17 protein-coding genes are annotated in these 20,636 nt (G+C 45.1%); 13 read left to right on the forward strand and 4 right to left on the reverse strand.

Features of this window, described 5'->3' with window-relative positions; translation table 11 throughout:
* Positions 1-194: 194 nt before the first annotated feature.
* The gene (locus MHN02_RS18980) at positions 195-848 is read left to right on the forward strand and encodes an endonuclease/exonuclease/phosphatase family protein (RefSeq protein ID WP_343212260.1); all 654 of its coding nucleotides are present in this window, start codon (positions 195-197) and stop codon (positions 846-848) included.
* A 17-nt stretch (positions 849-865) separates the two neighbouring features.
* On the opposite strand, the gene MHN02_RS18985 is transcribed toward MHN02_RS18980, so the two are convergent.
* Positions 866-1,414 carry a hypothetical protein gene (locus MHN02_RS18985; protein ID WP_171337607.1) on the reverse strand — a complete coding sequence of 183 codons (549 nt, stop codon included), beginning with the start codon at positions 1,412-1,414 and terminating at the stop codon, positions 866-868.
* Positions 1,415-1,971: 557 nt separating this feature from the next.
* On the opposite strand from MHN02_RS18985, the gene MHN02_RS18990 reads away from it, so the two are divergent.
* The gene (locus MHN02_RS18990) at positions 1,972-2,955 is read left to right on the forward strand and encodes a galactosyltransferase-related protein (RefSeq protein WP_239247708.1); all 984 of its coding nucleotides are present in this window, start codon (positions 1,972-1,974) and stop codon (positions 2,953-2,955) included.
* Between the two features lie 117 nt (positions 2,956-3,072).
* On the opposite strand, the gene MHN02_RS18995 is transcribed toward MHN02_RS18990, so the two are convergent.
* The 3 genes from MHN02_RS18995 to MHN02_RS19005 all read right to left on the reverse strand — a co-directional run bounded on the left by MHN02_RS18995 (position 3,073) and on the right by MHN02_RS19005 (position 8,424).
* Positions 3,073-4,821, reverse strand: coding sequence for a hypothetical protein (locus MHN02_RS18995; RefSeq protein WP_239247709.1), 1,749 nt, complete (start codon positions 4,819-4,821; stop codon positions 3,073-3,075).
* Between the two features lie 65 nt (positions 4,822-4,886).
* The gene (locus tag MHN02_RS19000; RefSeq protein ID WP_239247710.1) at positions 4,887-6,743 is read right to left on the reverse strand and encodes an alkaline phosphatase PhoX; all 1,857 of its coding nucleotides are present in this window, start codon (positions 6,741-6,743) and stop codon (positions 4,887-4,889) included.
* Between the two features lie 451 nt (positions 6,744-7,194).
* The gene (locus MHN02_RS19005) at positions 7,195-8,424 is read right to left on the reverse strand and encodes a DUF4861 family protein (protein ID WP_239247723.1); all 1,230 of its coding nucleotides are present in this window, start codon (positions 8,422-8,424) and stop codon (positions 7,195-7,197) included.
* Positions 8,425-8,602: 178 nt separating this feature from the next.
* Here MHN02_RS19005 and kduD point away from each other — a divergent pair, with 178 nt between their 5' ends.
* The 11 genes from kduD to MHN02_RS19060 all read left to right on the forward strand — a co-directional run bounded on the left by kduD (position 8,603) and on the right by MHN02_RS19060 (position 20,502).
* On the forward strand, positions 8,603-9,361 hold the full coding sequence (kduD, locus tag MHN02_RS19010) for a 2-dehydro-3-deoxy-D-gluconate 5-dehydrogenase KduD (protein WP_014976831.1): 759 nt from the start codon (positions 8,603-8,605) through the stop codon (positions 9,359-9,361).
* Between the two features lie 58 nt (positions 9,362-9,419).
* Positions 9,420-10,265, forward strand: coding sequence for a 5-dehydro-4-deoxy-D-glucuronate isomerase (gene kduI, locus MHN02_RS19015; RefSeq protein WP_239247724.1), 846 nt, complete (start codon positions 9,420-9,422; stop codon positions 10,263-10,265).
* 30 nt (positions 10,266-10,295) lie between these two features.
* Positions 10,296-11,279: a TRAP transporter substrate-binding protein gene (locus MHN02_RS19020; protein ID WP_239247711.1), complete on the forward strand. Its 984-nt coding sequence runs from the start codon at positions 10,296-10,298 to the stop codon at positions 11,277-11,279.
* A gap of 2 nt (positions 11,280-11,281) precedes the next feature.
* A complete protein-coding gene (locus tag MHN02_RS19025) occupies positions 11,282-11,767 on the forward strand; it encodes a TRAP transporter small permease (protein ID WP_239247712.1) in 486 nt (161 codons plus the stop codon).
* On the forward strand, positions 11,767-13,062 hold the full coding sequence (locus tag MHN02_RS19030; protein WP_239247713.1) for a TRAP transporter large permease: 1,296 nt from the start codon (positions 11,767-11,769) through the stop codon (positions 13,060-13,062). Before MHN02_RS19025 ends, MHN02_RS19030 begins: the two co-directional genes overlap by 1 nt.
* Positions 13,063-13,208: 146 nt before the next feature.
* On the forward strand, positions 13,209-14,225 hold the full coding sequence (locus MHN02_RS19035) for a LacI family DNA-binding transcriptional regulator (protein ID WP_014949874.1): 1,017 nt from the start codon (positions 13,209-13,211) through the stop codon (positions 14,223-14,225).
* A gap of 209 nt (positions 14,226-14,434) precedes the next feature.
* Positions 14,435-15,925, forward strand: a complete 1,491-nt coding sequence (locus tag MHN02_RS19040; RefSeq protein WP_239247715.1) for an altronate dehydratase family protein — start codon at positions 14,435-14,437, stop codon at positions 15,923-15,925.
* Between the two features lie 11 nt (positions 15,926-15,936).
* The gene (uxaC, locus tag MHN02_RS19045; protein ID WP_239247717.1) at positions 15,937-17,352 is read left to right on the forward strand and encodes a glucuronate isomerase; all 1,416 of its coding nucleotides are present in this window, start codon (positions 15,937-15,939) and stop codon (positions 17,350-17,352) included.
* A 2-nt stretch (positions 17,353-17,354) separates the two neighbouring features.
* Positions 17,355-18,896, forward strand: coding sequence for a mannitol dehydrogenase family protein (locus MHN02_RS19050; protein ID WP_239247719.1), 1,542 nt, complete (start codon positions 17,355-17,357; stop codon positions 18,894-18,896).
* Positions 18,896-19,534, forward strand: a complete 639-nt coding sequence (gene eda, locus MHN02_RS19055; RefSeq protein WP_014979614.1) for a bifunctional 4-hydroxy-2-oxoglutarate aldolase/2-dehydro-3-deoxy-phosphogluconate aldolase — start codon at positions 18,896-18,898, stop codon at positions 19,532-19,534. The genes MHN02_RS19050 and eda overlap by 1 nt, the downstream gene beginning before the upstream one ends.
* On the forward strand, positions 19,531-20,502 hold the full coding sequence (locus MHN02_RS19060) for a sugar kinase (protein WP_014979615.1): 972 nt from the start codon (positions 19,531-19,533) through the stop codon (positions 20,500-20,502). Before eda ends, MHN02_RS19060 begins: the two co-directional genes overlap by 4 nt.
* Positions 20,503-20,636 lie beyond the last annotated feature (134 nt).

Raw genomic sequence — 20,636 nt, forward strand, 5'->3', positions numbered from 1 at the left:
ATTTTTGATCGGATAAAACCGAAATAGGCGATCGGATTAGACCGAAATCAGTGATCGGATTGAACCGAAATGGGTGATCGGAATGGGCCGGAACATGCATCTGGATCATTCCTTATACCCCTCTGTATAAAAGAGAAGTTAGGCACGTCGAGGTTGAGAGTGCGAGCCAAAAGCTAAGTGTTTTATCAAGCAATGTGTATATGCCTAATGACGATTTTCGCAAGCTCATTGAACATGTACGTAATAAGCAACCTGATTTTCTCGTAACGTTGGAATCTAATGAGAAGTGGCAGAAAGGCATCAGTGAAATTGAATCTGAATACCCGTATCGTAAATTTTGCCCACTCGAAAACCTCTACGGTATGCATCTTTATAGTAAGCTTCCCTTTGAAGAGGTCTCATTGCGATTTCTAATAGAAGAAGATGTGCCGTCTATGAAAGTTAAAATCAATCACCACGGACAAGATGTCACGCTATATTTTCTTCATCCAAAACCACCAAGCCCAACAGAAAACACGTATGCAAAGCCCAGAGACGTAGAACTTAATGTTGTGGGGGAAGAAATAGCTGAAACAGAGGGCCCTATTGTCGTCGCTGGCGATCTTAACGATGTAGCTTGGTCACCTACTACCAGAAAGTTCAAGAAAATAAGCGGACTTTTAGACCCACGAGAGGGGCGCGGTTTTTTCAATACATTTCACGCGAAATATCCTTTAGTGAAATGGCCGTTAGACCACGTATTTCACTCGGAACACTTTGCATTGGTCAATATAGAGAAGCTTGAAAGCATAGGCTCAGACCACTACCCGCTTTATACTGAACTAGCGCTAATCACGGACAAAGATTAATATTCAAGACTTTAACTTTAATGAAAGCTACGGTGTTTGACACACCACATGAGGCTATCACACGCCTCCTCACGCTTTTTAAAGTGGGCCAGCCCTATTAGCTTGTTATCCCGAGGCCAAACCGCTTGGTTAAGCACCTCATGATCTTCTGCCGATAGTTGTTCGCTATCTAACACAATCTCAACCGCTTTTTTATTGGGTTTTATTAATGTGGGGTTAGCTTCTTTGACCAGAGCAGAGTTCACACAAATATACTCTCTCTTAACAGGATCTCTCACCACGCCGATGTAGTTGTTGTCACAAATTATAGCTGGCCAGCCTTCCGTTATTCTGCTCTGTCCAAACATTACGAGTGTAAAAGCAACAAGAACGAAAAGCGTTAAACCGATAAATTGAGCGCTCAAATCTGGTGCTACACTTACAATAACGCCGACAACAGCAGCGAAAAATATCCAGCCGCCAAATACTCTGCGCATAGCATTTGGTGAGATACCAGATATAACATCAACCACCTTTAATGATTGTTTGTCATAGTGTCGAATGAATACAAACGATTGTGATTCCACAGCCTTTGTCCACCAGAAAAAATACGAAATACAGAAATTAATACGTTACAAGTAAGGCTGAAGATTTACCTACTCTCTGAGTGAGTAAAAACCAATAATATGAGATTAGTTCTACTCGAAAGAAAACGTGTTAAGCAATATTTGTAGGAATATTTAAACTATTGAATTGTAATGTTTAACCTACTAACCAAGCATATCAAAATATGTGGGAACGGCAAAGCAATTACGCGCTAGATGCACAGTAAAAACAAGACTTATGAAAAGAAGCGTCATGTTAAACTGCAAATAAGAACAAACCACCAAAAATTAATATAAAAAACTGCTATTAGCCTCGATACATTCGTTTGTAAATTTTTCTCTCCCTTTGCACCTCTTGCTTGTTTTGGCGCTCAACCATTGCTAAAAATTTTCAAAAACATAACTTGATAACAATTCTTTTATCTAACAATCAATAATTTACAAAAAAAGGAACACTCTTTGCTTGTACGAAAGTATAACGTTCAACATTTCATGTCGTCGTTATTACAGGTTCAACAAATTAGAAAGGGAGGAAGAGTATGCGTTCACCGATAAGTGCAGTAACTATTGTTAAGAGCAGAACTGAGAAGCTGACCAATTTGATAACTCAGTTAGAGCAATGCTCTCCAACGCCAGATGAGCTAGTCATTGTTTGGATGGCACCTCCTTCTGATTTGTCACTCGTACGCAGTGACAAATTCGACATTGTTCACAAGTTTGTGACTCAAGATGCGCTTCCGATAGCGAAAGCGCGCAACAAGGGTATGTCAGCGGCCAAGCACGCGAATTTAGTTTACCTAAACGTAGACGCAGTTATTGCCCCATCGCTTTTTAGAGATGGCTTGCTTGCGCTTCGTGACAACACCGTAGTGATCACATCAGTGGTGTTTTTACCCAATGAGCACTGTTGCAAGCCCTACCGACAAATTTCAAAAGATGAAAAAGAAATCGGTTATTTAGCAAGTAATGACGACACGTTAACCGAAGACGACAATAACGAAATACCTTCAAGAGATCAGGAAATTAATCATGGAAAGTTTAATGACGATAGTATTTGTTCTACAGTGTTTTTTATTCGTAAGGCAGACTTTCATAAAACCGGCGGCTTCGATGAAGGCTACGCGGGTTTCGGACTAAACGACGAAGATTTTTTCACTAACTGTAGAGCATTAGGGTTTTCGTTAGAGCAATTGCCCACGCGCACATTTGCACCACACCGCCCTAATTATCAATGCCCGATAAATCACCTTTTAGACTTTGTTCATAATGCACAGCGTTTTCACTCGAAATGGGGATTTTACCCATGTGTCAATGTATTGAACGCGTATGCAGACCAAGGTTTTATTAATGCTGACTTCAAGCAAAACGGCATTAAGATCAAGCACCTCCCCCAGCAGGTAGAGGAAGACACACCAGGAGCTCCGGCCGAGAAGCCAATGGTAACGAACGCTCAGAACAATATCGCGTTCACATCTTTTCATTCCCCAGAGAAAGAATCTGGTCTTCTGAGCACTTCAGCTTAAGCGATCTTGCATTATGGCGGGAAAGCACTCGGATTAGATGCTCGCGAGCAATAGAAAGCTCGCGAGCGCAGTAATTGTTAGATATCAAACTTTACGCCTGAAGGCATCTACTACTGGTTACTGTTGACGCGCTTCTGCAATGGCGCTTGGCTTTTCTTGTTGCCAGTTAAGTCGCATATCCCATTTGAAACGATGTTCAGGCTTAAGCGGTGGCTGCTCGGCATCAATAGTGCTTAACACATTAGTCGCCTTAGTCAGTGTTGCGTCGCGACCGAACAAATAGCTTTGCTCTTTCACTATGGTCAAATACGCTTTGTTCAACGCATACGCGCGCTCTGGTGAAGGAGTAATGATGTCGTACACTGACTTGGCACGCTGCACTTCTTCCACCTTGACCATGCCTTTTTCATCAAACCATTTGGCCAGCATTTCTCCATTTTGACGGAACTCATCGCCACCGCCCACGCGCTCCATATAAGTAAGGAACTCGCCTTTTTCCTCGTTGATATTTGGCACATCTTCAATTTCACGCAGGTCTATATAGCCCCACCCCGCTTGTCCGGGAACTTTCCGTGCAAATGAAAATGTTTGGTCAAAGGTTGACCCTACTGTTTTGTGACAGCCGTTACAAAACGCAAGCTCTTGATCGTGCTGTGCACGAAGTTCGCCCTGCTCATTTTCAATGAAGCCATTAATTGTCCAGCCAAAGCCGTTGTCTATTCCTTTTTCACCTAAGTAGCGGGTTTGAGGCAGCTTTTCAAAATGCTTATCTTTTGCTTCCGCATAATAGGCAGATGCTAAGCTTTCTCTGCTTCTGAACATATGCTTTTTCATGTAGCGCACTTCCTTCATACGGGGCGCGTTATAAATATTCCCGTTTTCATCCACGCCAATGTAGCGCACGGTATGTAAGAATTCTGTACCTTCGGGGTAAAGCATATGCGCTAGCGGAACATCGCTTGCGTCGCCAACATAATGCGACAAACGAGCGATTTCAGTCACTGAATTGGTAAGTTTTCCGTCTTGGTTTACGTCAAGGTTCAACGCTAATTCGTTGACCGGCGCCACAGTTAACGTATCCAGCTCTTTAAGTGCCATTTCAACCAAGCTTAGGTTCAATGTATAGATAGCCTTATTATGCTTGCCTTTTAGCGTTTGAAAACTTTCAGGAAGCCTGATCATAGCATCGCCGGTTGACCCGTTAGTCGGCCAAAAAGTACTTGGGAAAGGCTTGTAATTATACGACACCCATCCACTGCCATCTTTAGCAAACCCGTCGCCATCAAATGCCTTGTCAGCGGCGCTCAAATTTTCAATGCGCATGTAGTCTGGCATGGCGTCATTGTTAAGCGAAGCGGTATAGTTGTCTTGCGCTATATATTTTTTAATCGTGGCATCATCAATGCCCGCAATTAGTGATGTACGGTCAATAAACAGGTTTTTCCAGCTGTTTGTTAACCCTACGTCAGAAAATTCGTAGTTGCCCTGTAACGTGCCATCGCCCATTTGATTAGGACGCTTTTCCATTGAATCGTAACTTTGGTGGCATGCATAACATGGGTTGTTAACACCTTCTGTTTTGGTGTAACACTGGGGAGGAATAACCGATTCAGGGTTATACACTTCATCGTGTTCAATATATGCCAGAGCGGGAATAGCATCGCCTTCTTGATAAGGATAAGCGTGTGTGCTGTCGGCCTTTTCGTGAGTAGAAGGAGGCAGTTGCGTGTCAACTGTAAAGCTTGTTGAGTTTTGCTCATAGTTTGACTGATTGTTCACGTCAGTACCCGTGTTATCAGTGCATCCTGCACTGATAAGTAGTGAAAGTAGAATGCCTACACCTGAAGTTATTTTTAACATTTTCATAATCGTCACAACGGAAAAATCCGGGCACATAAGTGCCCGGAGTATTTTTAAATTAAAAAGAAAACTTACTTATCTGCTGGCTCATACATCCAAAGCGTATTGTTTTCTTGGAAACCGTCTTCTCCGATAAGAATACGGCCGTCGTTCATCACCACTACGTTATCTGGTTGAGAAAGCTGTTCAACGTCACAACGCTCGGCGCCAGTTAGGCTTGAACGGTATGTACCGCCCATCACCACAGGTTCAATACGAGAGATGTTATAGCCTTCTTCAAGCTTGGCACGATAAACGCCACCACAGTCTTTAACGCGGGCTGAAAGCTGCATATCGCCTTCACCGTCAATCATTGTGTTGTCGATATCAGCGATGCCGATGTAAAGGTATGCATTCTGTACCACTTCACCTTCGATAGTATCTGCACCTTCAACCGCTTCCTTTGCGCGTTTCTGGTTGATTGAGATACCTTCCAGTTTTCTCCACTCTGCGGTAGCCCCTTTGAGACGGGCCGCCGCACGACTCTCTAAGAACGCTACGCGGTTATCCATTGGCTGTCCTGCTGTTACGCTAGAGCCCCCTTCCTCTACCGTTGGATAGGTCGCATCGCCATCAGCCCACGCTTGAACGTCGGCCATAGTAATGTAAGAGCTTTGTCCATCTACGTAGTCGTCGGTTCCAATACCATTGTATTCATCAATCCACGCGCGAATAGTCAGGTTATCACCGCTAGCTAATTCCACCCATTCAACCGCAAAACCAGTAGTCGCAGGGTCGTTCTGACCTGCATCCTGAGTGAGCTTAGCGCCGTAAAGTGTACCTGCCGACAAGTCTTCAGCTGTGTCTGCGACAAACTTAAACAGTACGCCTCCCGTATCATCTTGAGAAAGGTAAACCGTTTTGCCGTCAGGCATGACCGTTGAGTTTTCGTGCTCATAACGGCCCATGGCAAAATGCTTAACAATAACCGGCTCATCAGCCAACGGCTCTGTTACTTCCGCAATATAGCCATAGTTGTACGGGTTTGGCGCATCTGGCGCCGTCATTTGCCACATACGACCTAAGCGCGCATCTGTAGAAACGGCCTCTGGGTTATTCCAGCTTGGTGATGTTGTCGTATCCACCGCCGAATCAACCACCCACTCTTCTGAAGTAAGCGGTGTACCCCAAGGTGACATTGAACCAAAGCAGTTTGCCGCCGTTCCCCATACTGGCGAGAAATCCAGCATCATAGCTTCAGTTACTTCCCACATACCAAACTCGTCTTTCTCCACTTTCATGCGGCTCATACCGCCAGGAAGTTCTTCCCAGTTCGAGAAAAGGTAACCTTCGCCTTCGGCGGTTGAGATGAAGCCGTTAAAGTCAGGCATGTCATTTTCAAGAACCAACTCTTCGCCATCCAACGTGTAGATGTGACCTAAGCCTTCTGGTAGGTCAGTACCGAAAGTGTCGCCCGTTTGTCCAAGTACTTGATATTGACCAATGGCAGAAACCACCAGCTCTTTTTCTTCATCTGAGCTTGGTACAGGTGAATTTGGTAATGTTACTGGCAGATTGTTGAAGTTAGCACCTGCAAGCACGCCCACTGTACCGGTGTTAATAGGCATTGCATTTACACTGGTTGTCGCCGCATTAGTGCCAGACGGGTGCTGAACGTTAAAAAATAAATCGCCTTCGTCTGTTAAGAATATACCGGTCACTTCTGCACCAAGTGGAACCGTAGCAATACGTGTTAGCGTACCTGCACTATCACCTTGAGGACCTTGGTCGCCCGCCGGGCCTTGATCTCCTACTGGGCCTTGCTCACCTACAGGGCCTTGTACACCGTCTTCGCCATCGTCACCTTCCAGTGAACAGGCAGTCATCCCGAGTGTTACAGCCAGTGCTATCGCTGAATACTTAATTCCACGAAGAGTTTCGCTTTTCATTATAGTTCCTTGCTTATACTTGTTTTCGATGTTGAGTGGAGGTAAGCAGAAGACTCACCTCAGTAAACGGTCTTAGCGGGCGAAAGTCTGGAGGACATTTGTGACATTCCGGTGACAGTGAATTGACACCAAAATGAAGCTTTATTGACACAAGGGTCTGAAAAAACGAATAAAACAAATGCGACGATTTACGAAGGCGCTGTAATCATTGGGGTTATTGAATGCTCAATCAAGAAAACCTAAACCATTCAGTCAGTTTATGAATTATTTGTTTCACAATACTGGTCAGAGCTTTGTGCCCGTGAACACAACAGGACATAACTGCTTGAAAGTTGGATGGGCTAAAATGGAAAAAGAGGGTAGTTGGAGAAGGTAATTAGAAAAAGACACGGTATAAGCTAACGGGCTACGCATTTCGCTACGGCCCGCTAGCCTGGTCGCTAAGTAATACTTAGTTTGAGACAGTAAGAGGATGATTATACATCTTTAATTTATTAACCAGATAATCTTCAAACTGCTTTGCAGTTTGTACATCACTGCGGCTCTTAGGCCAAACCGCGAGAATTTTATAATCAAAAGCGGTTAAAGGTTTGAACAACACAAGGTGGTCATGTTCACCCTCGAATACCTTTTCGACCTGCTCTAACCGATAAACAACGGCCAACCCTAAGTTGTCATTATCTGCCAAGATACTTTGCGTTCCCCAAGTCGCTACAACGCCCCACTCACCACGCCCGGCTTTAATCACCTTCATTCCATCATGCGCCACTAGACCTGCGACAATATTATCCGATGGCTCTGATACAGAAACGCTGATGTGGGTGGTGGGGTCAAACGCATCAATTCGATAGTGCGTGGTAACGTCGATGCTGTCCGCTTTCGCATCAGACGATGACCATCCTTCGTAGCCAACCTCGAACTCAGCACGCAACTGAGAATTCGAGACTAATTGGTATTGCGTAGTCTCTACATGCTGAAAATGCATAACTGTCTGCGTTGAGGAGTCTTGGGTTTCTTGTTCTGTTAATCGACCTAGCGCACCCACGCCCAACGATTTACCAACTTTAAGCGCGTCTCCACCCCACGAAGATAAATTATGATAGCTATCGTAGCCGTCTTGCCCCACCTCAGGTAATACTACACTGTCGTTCGCTTTAACAAAGACATCAATAGCGTTACGCCAATCAAGATAAAGGCGATAGCCCATTTGATCAGACTCCCAGCCTGGTCCTTCGTAACGCAAAAAGTAAGAATGATCGGTCAATTGCGGAGGCGATGTGAATGAGGTAACTTCTTCAAAAGAAAAACCCTCAGCGCTATATACTGCGTCTTGCCACTCTCCTCCTGTTCTTACGGAAAGTTCAGCGTGCGCCCGGTCTTTAAGGTTAACATTCGTAGCTTGCTCAGGTGGCATAAGTTCCAATGACGCACTACTTCCTGGCGCAATGGATGCTGCACCTAGTAACACCGCTTGCCCTTCGCTATTCTCTATCCATTCTGACGGATATTGCTTTAACTTCCACCCCGAATATTGCGGGGGCAGAGATACTTCAAAAATTTGATCGCCGCTACCACCGTCTGCCGAATTTTTCACCTTAACAGACAAAGCCGAATTTATATCCCCTTGTGAGCAACTTGCCAATAATGGCACCAAAATTAGACCTATCTTACTAAATTTCATCACTTTTATGCTCTCCATCGGTTGTTAACGCATTTAACTAATTAACGATATTTATAAACAATATATTGACAAATGCCACCGGTGGCAATTATTTTAAATTTTGTTAACGAGATTTTTCAATTTAGTATGTCGATAAAATTCGTCATACCCATGAACCATTTAGTGAAAGGTAAATTACATGGTCAACTTTAGCCTAGAAGGTAAAACCGCATTAGTGACCGGAGCAAGTCGAGGTATAGGCCAAGCGCTTGCTTTAGCACTCGCCACTTCTGGCGCCTTCGTCATCTGCGCCAGTTCTCGACCAGGTGGATGTGACGAGACACTACGTAAAATTCAAAGTGAAGGTGGTCAAGCCATGGCATTAGATGCCGACCTCGCTGATGCCGACGCGGTAGTTAAACTTGCTGAAGATGCGTTAAGCATTAAAGGACACATCGACATCCTGCTGAATAACGGCGGCACTATTTTCAGAGCACCAGCAACCGACTTTCCTTTTGACGAGTGGAAAAACGTGCTTGCTGTCAACATCGATTCAGCTTTCCTACTTAGCCAAACTATTGGCAAGACGATGGTAGAACGGGGACAAGGCAAAATTATCAATATTGCATCAATGTTAAGTTATACAGGTGGCATCACCGTTCCTGCCTACACAGCGAGTAAGCACGCCATTGCGGGCCTTACGAAAGCGCTAGCAAACGAATGGGGCCAATACAATGTGCAGGTGAACGCAATTGCGCCAGGTTACATCAAAACCGATAACACCCAAGCACTGCAAGATGATGAAACGCGCAGTGCTGAAATTTGTGCCCGCATTCCAGCTAATCGCTGGGGGGAAAGTGATGATTTAGCAGGTGCGGCGGTATTTCTTGCGAGCGCAGCAAGCAATTACGTAAACGGCCATATCCTTGCTGTCGACGGCGGCTTTCTAGCACGTTAATTAACGAACGGGGGATACAGCCATGAGCGACAAAAAAAGCATGAGCGATAGAAAAGACATGAGCAAGAAAATAGACACCCGATATGCAATAGGTCGTAAAGAGGCTAACGCTTACAACACGCAAGAACTGCGCGACGCGTTTTTAGTCGACACTCTAATGACAAAAGGCGAAGTCGTTTGGATATACACCCATTACGAGCGCTTTATGCTTGGAAGTGCCGTACCGACAACGTCAGCGCTAACGCTAGAAACCATTGAAGATCAGCTAAAGATGCCATTTTTTACCGCTCGCCGTGAGGTAGGTGTGATTAATATCGGCGGACCTGGCACCATTACAGTTTCAGGCACTCGTTACCATTTAGATAACGAAGAAGCCTTATACATCGGCCAAGGCAATGAAGAAGTAATATTTGAGTCAGACAACGCGTCTAATCCCGCCAAATACTACTTAAATTCAGCGCCAGCTCATCATGCCTACCCATGTAAAAAAATAGGCAGCAAAGATGCAAATGTCCTTCATCTAGGAAGTCAGGAAACCTCCAACAAACGCGATATCAAACAGTTACTTATCAATACTGTTGTCGATACATGTCAGCTTCAGATGGGATTAACACGTCTACATACGGGTTCCGTCTGGAACACCATGCCAGCTCATCAGCATGACCGACGCAATGAAGTGTACTTTTACTTTGATATGGACAGCGAAAGCCGAGTATGTCACTTCATGGGCGAACCTCATGAAACTCGTCACATTTTCGTAGCGAATGAAGAAGCCGTAGTATCGCCACCTTGGTCAATTCACTGTGGTGTGGGTACGGGAAGCTATGCATTTATCTGGGGAATGGCAGGTGAAAACCTTGATTACGATGATATGGACAAGTTTCCACCTTCACAGTTGCGCTAAGCAGCCCTGCTTTAAAAAGGTGTAATGATTATGTTGCAGTATATAAAACTCACACTGTCTGCCACAGCGCTGTTGCTAACATCGGCGTGTTCTCAAAATGAATTGCAAGGTGAAGTCACCGTGTTGCGCTTGGGGCATACCTTAGACACTCAGCACTCTGTACACAAGGCGATGGAATATCTAGGAGAGCGTCTAGATTACTATTCTGACGGCACAATGAGTGTGGTGATTTATCCAAGTAGCCAGCTGGGAACTGAGCGAGAAATGGTAGAACTGTTGCAGATTGGTTCACTCGCTATGACTAAAGTATCGGCAAGCCCTCTGGAAGGGTTTGCACCGGAAATGAAGATATTTAGTATTCCCTATATTTTTCGCGATAACGAACACTTCTGGCGAGTATTAAACAGCGATCTGGGCAATGATTTGCTTTCTGGTGTTGAGGATTTCCGCCTTAAAGGCCTGGGCTATTACGATGCGGGAAGCCGTAGTTTTTACACCAACGATAAACCAATAGAAACACCAAGCGATCTGAACGGGCTCAAAATTCGCGTATTGAACAGCCCTACTGCAGTAGCAACAGTTCGCGCACTTGGAGGAGCTGCAACCCCCGTTGCCTGGGGAGAACTGTACACTGCGCTTCAGCAAGGCGTTGTAGACGGCGCAGAGAATAACCCGCCCAGCTACTACCTTTCACGTCATTATGAAATTGCCCGTTACTACAGCCTTGACGAGCATACCAGTGTTCCAGACGTCATGCTGGCATCGCTGCCGGTATGGGAAAGTTTGAATGAACAGCAGCAAACGTGGCTAACCAAAGCAATGGAAGACTCTGTTGAATACCAACGCGAACTTTGGAAAACATCTACGCAAGCCTCTTTAGAAAAGGTAAAAGCCGAAGGCGTCACAGTTATTACGCCTGATAAAGCGCCTTTCGTTGAAGCGGTAAAGCCTTTTCATAAGAGCTTTGAAGACACGCCAATTGGCGACTTAATTACGCAAATAAAAGCGATGTAACAATGACAATAATACGCCTCATCGATAAAGCCTTAGCCGGCACCCTTATTATTGCCATGGTAAGTATTTTACTTACCGTAATTTGGCAAGTGGTCTCACGTTACGTACTTAAAGACCCCGCTTCGGTCACCGAAGAGTTGTCTAGGTTCATACTTATTTGGATTGGCATCTTAGGTGCGGCCTACGCCTATCGCCAAAACGCGCATTTGGGGTTCAACTTAATTGTTGAGCGTCAGTCTCGTAAAGTGAAACGCCTTCTACTTACCTGCGTTGAAGTCATTGTCATTATCTTCTGTGTATTGGTGATGGTTTACGGCGGTGCTGAACTAGTGTCTCTTACATTAGAGCTAGAGCAAATCTCAGCGGCGCTAGGTGTAAAAATGGGCTTTATCTATAGCGTGCTTCCCTTATCTGGAGGCCTTATCATTGCCTATGCACTGGTAAACATTACTACGCTGTGGCGAAACAACAAAAAGGAGTCAGCGTAATGGAACTGACCGGTATTATCTTAGTCGTTGCCTTTTTCGTATTACTCCTATTAAACGTTCCTATTTCAATTAGCATAGGGGTAGCAACGTTACTCGCTATGGTAATGAGCATGGACATTGCACCCGCTACCATTACTATTGCCCAGCGTATGGCAGGTGGACTCAACAGTTTTGCGCTACTGGCCATCCCGTTCTTTGTTCTATCTGGGCTTATCATGGGGCGAGGAGGCATTGCCAAGCGATTAATAGAATGTGCAATGGCGCTTATTGGAGCCCTACCTGGCGGTCTTGCCTTAGTTAATGTTGTATCCTGTATGCTCTTCGGTGCAATTTCAGGGTCCGCAGTAGCGACCACGTCTGCAATAGGCAGCTTTATGCTGCCCGAAATGAAAAAGGCTGGCTACGAGCCTAATTTTAGTGCTGCTGTCACTGCCGCAGCATCGACCACGGGTATGTTAATCCCGCCAAGCAATATATTAATTGTTTATGCCATCGCCAGTGGCGGGGTATCTATCGCGGCCTTGTTTATGGCTGGCTATATACCGGGCATTATGGTTGGATTAGCGCTTATGCTAGTGTGCTTTATTTATGCCAAAATGAAAGGATTTCCGCTTTCACCACGACTTCCACTTAGTGTTGTTTTTGAGAAAACTGTCGCTGCCCTTCCCTCTTTGTTCCTAATAATTCTGGTTATTGGTGGTATTGTGGGCGGTGTTTTTACCGCTACTGAAGCAGGCGCCATTGCAGTGGTTTACTCGTTACTGTTAGCCGTGGTGTTTTACAAAGAAGTAGAAGCGAAAGCCTTACCTGACATTTTCTTAAAAGCGGCGGAAACGACAGCCATTGTTATGCTGCTTATTGCGGCGTCTACCGCCATGTCTTGGCTTTTATCGTTCGAGAACATTCCGCAAACCTTAAGTAATGCACTGTTGTCTGTGAGCGACAACCCTTTACTTATTCTGCTTCTAATTAACCTGTTACTCATTGTGGTTGGTGCGTTTTTAGATATGACACCAGCCGTACTAATTTTTACGCCCATCTTTTTACCGGTGGCGCTAGAGCTTGGCATGAGCGAGCTTCAGTTTGGCATTATGCTAGTACTCAACCTGTCTATTGGATTGTGCTCACCGCCCGTCGGCGCCGTACTTTTCATTACCTGTGCCATTGCCAAAACCAAACTTGAGAACATCATTCGACCGCTAATACCTTTATATGTGGCTATGTTTGTCGTTCTTATGCTAGTTACGTATGTCGCATGGTTCAGCGAAGCGCTACCACGTGCACTAGGATTTTAGTAAGGTAGAATCATCAAAACTGAAAGGTGTGGTCAGGCGTAGTTTGATCAAACGAACTTTCACTTTTGAGTAACAAAAACATATTGCCCGTATTTGTGTGGTAATATCGGAAGTAACGACATAATAGCGCGGAAAAACAGAGAATTATGAACAAGCGCCCGACTATCAATGATGTTGCAGCCCTAGCAGGTGTATCAAAGCGTACCGTGTCACGCGTCATTAACGGTGCGACCAATGTGGGAAAAGCAACACGTGAGCGCATTGAAGCGGTCATTCAAGAAACGGGGTTTGCCCCTGACAAGCAAGCGCGTGGTTTAAGTACTAGCCGCTCTTACTTGATCGGCTTGATTTATGATAACCCCGATGCCTTGTATATCGACCAAGTACAAAGAGGCGTGTTAAGCATATGTTCTCAAAAGGGTTATGAGTTAGTTGTACACCCTTGTAGTTATAATGCCGAAGGTTTTGTAGAAGACTGTATTAACTTTGTGCGTCGTTCAAACATAGATGGTGTCATTATATTGCCACCGGTATCCGAATCGAAGTTATTAGCCGACGCGCTGCAACAAAAGAGCATTAACTATGTGCGAATGGCGTCAGTAGATTTAGATGACCATCAAAATATCGTAGTGAGTGACGACAGAGCTGCTTTAAGTGATTTAGCGCGCTATATGGTTTCACTAGGTCATAAAGACATTGGTATCATCAGCGGTCCGCAACAGTATTATTCCTCAAAAGAGCGTTTGGAAGGCTTTGTTGAAACGCTTAACGGCCTAGGTGTCGATGTACCTAAAAACAGGGTAATTGAGGGTAAAAACAGCTTCGAAAGCGGTATAGAATGCGCACGTCAATTGCTTATTCAGTCACCACGAGTCAAAGCTATTTTTGCAAACAACGATGAAATGGCAGCAGGCGTATTGAAAGTGGCTCATGAAATGGGAATAACCGTACCTGACGAACTATCCGTTGCGGGGTTCGATGACAACCTACTTGCTGCCCGTGTGATCCCTGCCCTTACCACTGTTCAACGTCCCGTTGGCGATATGGCAGCTATCGCAGCGCGTAAAATCATCGCGCACATCGAAGGCAGTGAAGTTAGTGAAACCGAAACGTATCTGGTCAAACCTCACCTAATTATTCGCGATTCAATCAAAAAAGTGTGATTTTTTACAATGAAGTGTTGCTAACACTTCTTTTTCGACCTATTATGCCACCGGTAGCACGACAATAAAAAAGAATGTTAAAAATAAACAATTTGTAAACAGAGCGTAAAAAGCAACGTTTTCTAATCTATCGCTCTTTTTAAATACACAGTGCTTATTTAACAACGCTTAGCGGTTAAATAAGCCGTAAAGATAAAGCAGGACTTGTAATGGACGTTAAAACACAACTAGTTAAAGTGCATAATAACGATAACGTTGCGGTTGCAACCTGCCCTATCGTGGCTGGCACTTACATCGCTGAATATGACATTACAGTTAGCCAAGACATTCCTGCTGGCCATAAAGTTGCCTTAGTTACCCTGTCAGACGGTGGCGACATCGTAAAATATGGTTTCAGCATTGGTGCTGCAACAAGCCAAATTAATCCCGGTGAACATGTTCACAGCCATAACGCAAAGACTAAGTTAAAAGGCACTGAACAATACGTTTACGCGCCGTCAAATACCGCTTCAAAACAAAACCATCTTACTTCTGGATTACAGTTCATGGGCTACAGAAGAGAAAATGGAAAAGTGGGTATTCGCAATGAAGTATGGATCATCAATACCGTAGGCTGCGTAAATCGAACAGCAGACCGTATTGCCAACGAATGTAATCGTCGTTTCGCTAGCGAGTGCGACGGGTTCCGCGCATTTACCCACCCTTTTGGCTGTTCTCAGCTGGGCGATGATTTAGATGACACGCGCACTATCTTAGCCTCTCTCGCATCTCACCCGAACGCTGGTGCGGTGTTAATTGTAGGCTTGGGTTGCGAAAACAATCAGCTTAAGAGTTTTCTGCCTCACGTTGATAAACCGGCAAATAGGGTTCGCTTCTACAACGCACAAGAAGTGGTAGATGAATTAGAAGAAGGCGTCAATGCGGTTTATGACTTGTTAAAAGTAATGGCTAATGACAAACGTGAGCCTATCGACGCTAGCGAATTAACCTTAGGCATGAAGTGTGGTGGTAGCGACGCTTTTAGCGGTATTACTGCCAACCCAACAGTAGGGCGTGTTACCGATTTAATGTGTAATCTAGGTGGCTCGGTCATTTTAACCGAAACGCCAGAAATGTTTGGTGCCGAACAGCTCTTAATGAATCGCGCTAAAAACAAAGACGTATTCGAGGCGTTTAACTCGCTGATTGATGAGTTTAAGAACTACTTTATCGCCCACAACCAACCTATTTACGAAAACCCGTCTCCAGGCAATAAGGCAGGCGGTTTAACCACGCTAGAGGAAAAGTCTCTCGGCGCGGTTCAAAAAGGTGGAACGTCTACTATTCAGTCCATCTTGCAGTATGGCGAGCCAAAGCAAGATAAAGGCTTAAGTTTATTACAAGCACCTGGTAACGATGCCGTTAGTTCAACGGCGTTGGCAGCATCGGGGGCACATATCGTTTTATTCACCACAGGCCGAGGCACGCCCCTTGGTTTTCCTGTACCCACAGTCAAGATATCGTCAAATTCAGATATCGCTAATAAGAAGCCACATTGGATAGATTTTAACGCTGGACAAGTTCTGGAAGGCGTATCTATTGATAAGTGTGCCGAAGCGCTACTCCAACATTGCTTGGCAGTGGCATCTGGTCAACAAACCTGCAACGAGAAGAATGGCAGTCATGAGATTGCTATTTGGAAACGTGGCGTCACCCTCTAAAAGAGAGCGTTATGGAATCGATATTATTACATGAAGATAGACTTTTTCCTGCCGATGAAGCAACCCGAAGTGTTGCAAAGGCGCTGTATAAGGAAATTCGAGATCTCCCTATCATAAGTCCACATGGCCATACTGACCCACGTTGGTTTGCACAAAACAATAATTTCACCAATGCAACCGAGTTGTTTATCACCCCTGATCACTATGTGTTCAGAATGCTGTATAGTCAAGGTATTAAATTAACCGATATTGGTGTGCCACGTTGGGACGGCGGCGAAACGGAAAAGGATCCACGTAAAATCTGGAAACTTCTGGCTGATAACTATCATCTATTTGCTGCCACACCATCGCGTTTGTGGTTAGACACTGTATTTCACGATGTATTTGGTTTGCGAGAGATGTTGTGTAGCGAAAACGCAACGCATTATTACGACCACATCACTGCGCAGCTTCAAGGGGATGACTTTAAACCCCGTGCACTGATGGACCGCTTTAATATTGAAGTGATTGCTACCACTGAAGGCGCGCTTGATGCCCTTCCCCATCACGCAGCGATTAAAGATACACCGTGGGCAAAGCGGGTTATCACCACCTTTAGACCAGATGATGTAGTCGATGCTTCACGCGAAGATATTGTTTCAAACATTGAGAAACTTGGTGAGCTCACCGGTGAAGACACTGCAACCTGGCAGGGCTACCTGAACGCAATTCGTGCACGACGTGCCGTCTTTAGAGAGCACGGTGCAACAGCAACGGATCACGGACACCCAACGGCGAACACAGCTGATTTAAGTGAAGCTGAGTGTATTGCTTTATTCGATAAAGTAAGAAGTGGAAACAGTAACCCTGAAGAGCAAGAGCTATTTAGAGCGCAAATGCTTACCGAATTAGCGGGAATGAGTGTAGAAGACGGCATGGTGATGCAAATTCACCCTGGTTCGTTTAGAAACCACAACAGTCAGCTCTTTACACAGTTTGGTCGCGATAAAGGCCACGACATTCCAATGCAAACAGATTTTGTTAAAGCGCTTCGCCCGTTACTCGGTAAATACGGTAACGAGCCTAACCTGGACATAATTCTATTTACATTAGATGAAACCACGTACAGCCGTGAATTAGCACCACTTGCAGGCCACTACCCTTGCCTGAAACTCGGTCCTTCATGGTGGTTCCACGATAGCGCTGAAGGCATGTTACGCTTTAGACACCAAGTGACAGAAACCGCTGGTTTCTTCAATACAGTTGGTTTTAACGACGATACACGCGCCTTCTTGTCTATCCCTGCGCGTCATGATGTTGCCAGACGTATTGATTGTCGCTTCCTTGCACAGCTAGTTGTGGAGCACCGCATCAGTGAAACAGAAGCGGCCAGCATTGCAAGAAAACTCACTTATGATTTTGCTAAACAAGCGTACAAACTGGGGTAATCATGACAAAGCCGTTATCAATTTCAACGCTACCTCTTTTAAGTGACAGCGTAAGTAAACCAAATTACGACCTGGAAGCAACCGGTTGTGGCATCGTGCATATTGGTCCAGGCGCCTTTCACCGTGCGCACCAAGCGTATTATACCGAAAAGGCGCTGGCTTATGGCGGTGACTGGCGCATTCACGGTGTATCAATGCGCAGCGCATCACTTAAAGAAGCGTTGAGTACACAAGACAATCTCTATGCGTTGTGTATTGTTGATAACGAGCCTGAAACCCACATTATCGGCGCAATAAAAACCCTTTCAACATTAGCACATGATCGTGAAGACATTGTTGCTGCGCTGGTAAACAAGCAAACTAAAATTGTGACGCTTACCGTGACAGAAAAGGGCTATTGCCTTAATGCGCAAGGTCATCTAGATACTGATCATCCGGATATTAAAGCTGATTTAGTCACGCCAGAAACACCGGTAAGTGCAGTTGGCCTAATTGTGCAAGCGCTAGCACAACGTAAGCAGGCAGGCTATGCAGATATTACCATTATCAGCTGTGACAACGTGTCAGACAACGGTAAAAAGCTGCAAAAAGCGGTGACCGAGTTCGCCAATAAAACGGATGAATCACTCGGCCAATGGATCAGCGAGAACATCGCCTTCCCCTGCACTATGGTTGACAGTATTACGCCAGCAACTGAAGACAGCTTTAAAGCCAACGTTGCCGCTGAGCTGGGTTTAACTGATAACTGGCCTATTCAGCGAGAGGCATTTACTCAATGGGTGGTTGAAGATAATTTTTCTGGCCCACGACCTGCTTGGGATAAAGTTGGCGTTACTTTTACTCATGATGTGAGCTTTTTTGAAAAAGCTAAGCTTCGCATTCTAAACGGCACACATTCAACACTGGCCTACATAGGGTTATTGCTTGGCAAGGAAACCGTATTCGACGCAATGCGTACCCCAGCCATAAAGCAACTGATTCAAACCATGTTGAAAGAAGAAATTGTGCCGTCTCTATCCAGTAATAACGAGAATGCCGATAGCGGAACACAAGACTTCGATCTGAACGCTTACGCACAAGACATTGTTAAGCGCTATGAGAATAAGCATATTCGCCACCTGTTGTCGCAAATTGCTTGGGATGGGTCACAGAAAATCCCATTTCGAATTCTCGACACAGTACGCGATAACCTAAAAGCAAAACGAAATATTGATTTGCTCTGCAGTGCCGTTGCGGCCTGGTGCCTATTTGTAAACAACAAAGCACGTTTAAACGAAACTATCACCGACCCGCTAGATAGTATGTTAAGGGCTACAGCAAAATCGGTAGACTTTCAGGCAATAGAACTTGCAAAAAAATTGCTATCTCTTGAAACCATGTTCGCCGAACTGTCGGTAAACACTACGTTCAAAGAAAAAGTGCTCGAAAAAGTTAATCAGCTGCTTAACATTTTATCGCACGAAAACAGCAACGAAGATCAGCAAAGTTCTGCTCCCACTACGTTACCAGAAAGTTCGCTAGATTCACTAAAAGGAACCGCGTGATGAAAAGTACCTTTTCCATGCTTAAAGGCGCCCCATTACTGCCTATTATTCAGCCTAAATCTGTTGACGAGGGGCTTCACCTAGCAGAAGCAATTGCAAATAGCGGCCTGTGCAACATAGAAGTAGTGAAACGCAGCGACGCAGCATTTGAAGCCCTGTCAGCGATTAGAAAACAGTTTCCTGAACTCGTTGTGGGTATGGGCACATTGTTAAATCGCAACCACGTATTTGAAGCGTTGGATGCAGGCGCGCAATTTTTGATAACGCCCACAAGCTCAGAGACATTGCTCGATACACTGATTGCGTCTAATGCACCCTTTTTGCCAGGTGTCGCTACGCCAGCCGATATTCTTTTGGCGCACCAAAAAGGCATTCGCGAAATGAAGTTCTTTCCTGCGAGTCTTAGCGGCGGAACACCTTTTCTTAAAGCTATTTCAAGCGTATTTAGCGATGTTTCCTTCTGCCCTACCGGCGGCATTAATGGCGACAACGCGAATGAGTATCTCTCGCTTGGCAATGTAAGAGCAGTAGGCGGTACATGGATGATGCCGAAGGCAGCCATTGAAGCAAAAAATTGGCAAGCTATAACTTTGGCATGTCAACAAAGCCTAACATTGTTTGATGAGGCTGCGGCATGAGCATAGTTGATACCAACCAAAGAATAGTTATTTTTGGCGAGTGCATGGTAGAGCTTCGAAGCACTCAGCGTGAGTCATCAGTTAGTACGCGCGATGAAAACACAGATAATAATCTGATGGCGAAAAGCTTTGCTGGCGACACGTACAACACTGCAGTTTATTTAAAACGCTGCTTGCCTTCATCTTCCATTAGTTACTTAACGGCGATCGGCGCAGACTTTTTAAGCGATGAGCTGCTGTTTAAAATGGGTGAGCACGAAATTAACACTGATTTAGTGTTTCGCTCGTCATCGCGTAACCTTGGCCTGTATATGATCCGTAACGACAACGAAGGTGAAAGAACCTTTGCATATTGGCGTAACCAATCTGCAGCAACACAGACGCTCAACATTATGAAGGGCGCTGAATTTGCTTGTGATTGGTTTTATTTGAGCGGTATCTCTATTGCCATTTTAGATGATGAACAGCGCGCTACACTTTTCGAACTGATTTCGTCCCTCAAGGCCAAAGGAAGTAAGATTGCCTTTGATCCCAACTATCGAGCTCGCCTTTGGTCATCTCAAGAAGATGCCAAGTACTGGACGGATAAGGCTTATGCTGAAGCAGACTTGGCGTTCCCAGGTGCAGACGACCATTTAATGCTGTTTGGCCACACCAATGCTGATGAAATATTTAGCTATTTAGCCGACAAACAGATTGAAGAAATCGTTATGAAAAACGGAGCGGTTGGCGTTCATATACTCCGTCAACAAGAACAATGTATTGTGCCTGTTGAGCGTGTTGAACAGGTGGTTGATACAACGGCTGCTGGCGATGCATTCAATGGCGGCTATATGGCCGCTCGACTTGCAGGTAGAAAACCTGTAGAGAGCGCGAGCTATGGGGCCAAAGTGGCAGCGACTGTGATTACCTACCCCGGTGCCATTATATCAGGCGATGCCTTCACTAATCACATACCGTCGCTATAGTCGGTATGTGACATTCCTCTTTCTTTTCTCTTCTATTTCCTGCCATTGTAACCATAAGCAAGCACGCTAATTAAGATAAAGGCGATCCCCCACTAAAGAACGCGGCACGCCTACAATAACGCGCCACGTCGTTT

The organism is Alteromonas sp. CNT1-28 (genome assembly GCF_022348345.1).
Lineage (GTDB): Bacteria > Pseudomonadota > Gammaproteobacteria > Enterobacterales > Alteromonadaceae > Alteromonas > Alteromonas macleodii.